This is a genomic window from Mesorhizobium sp. M4B.F.Ca.ET.143.01.1.1, assembly GCF_004792275.1.
Classification (GTDB): Bacteria; Pseudomonadota; Alphaproteobacteria; order Rhizobiales; family Rhizobiaceae; genus Mesorhizobium; species Mesorhizobium abyssinicae.
This window is the reverse complement of record NZ_SRSR01000093.1, coordinates 1-453: the sequence shown is the minus strand read 5'-3', so window position 1 is coordinate 453 and position 453 is coordinate 1. Positions and strand designations below refer to the sequence as shown.

The 453-nt window shown below is 57.6% G+C and carries 1 protein-coding gene; it reads right to left on the bottom strand.

Annotated features, from left to right (window positions below; translation table 11 throughout):
* Nucleotides 1-259, bottom strand: a 259-nt coding sequence (locus tag EN786_RS38375; protein WP_210238928.1) for a hypothetical protein, incomplete at its 3' end; no start/stop codon positions are given.
* Nucleotides 260-453 lie beyond the last annotated feature (194 nt).

Here is a 453-nt window from a genome sequence, read left to right as displayed (position 1 = left end):
CGGCCCGCCCCTTTGCGATAGCTCGAGCTTGCTTGGTCAGATAGCTGATGAACGCCTCAACCGTCTGGACCTTAGCGCGCGCAGACAGGTCGCCAAGCCTCATCTCGCGGTCGGTCGCTTCTGCGAACAGCTTAAGCATCCGATCATCGGTGATGCGAGTGGTGGCGATGATGCCATAGGCACGGGGAACTCCAAATTCCCGCCTAAAGTTCAAAAAACGTCGTGCCACGACGAGGTCGTAACGAATCCTCGTGAGCATTCGACACTGACGACTATTAGAACGGTCACCGGTAGCGCCCGAGACGTCAATCGGTTTTCAGCCACAGATAGGATTCAGCGAACGGTTGCGGTTGCGATCGGTGGAAGAGCCGATTTGTCGGTCGCGTTGCAGACGGGCCGAAAGGTCGGATGCCTCTCGAGGCGATGCCAACAGTCCGAATGGCTCTAGTCGAC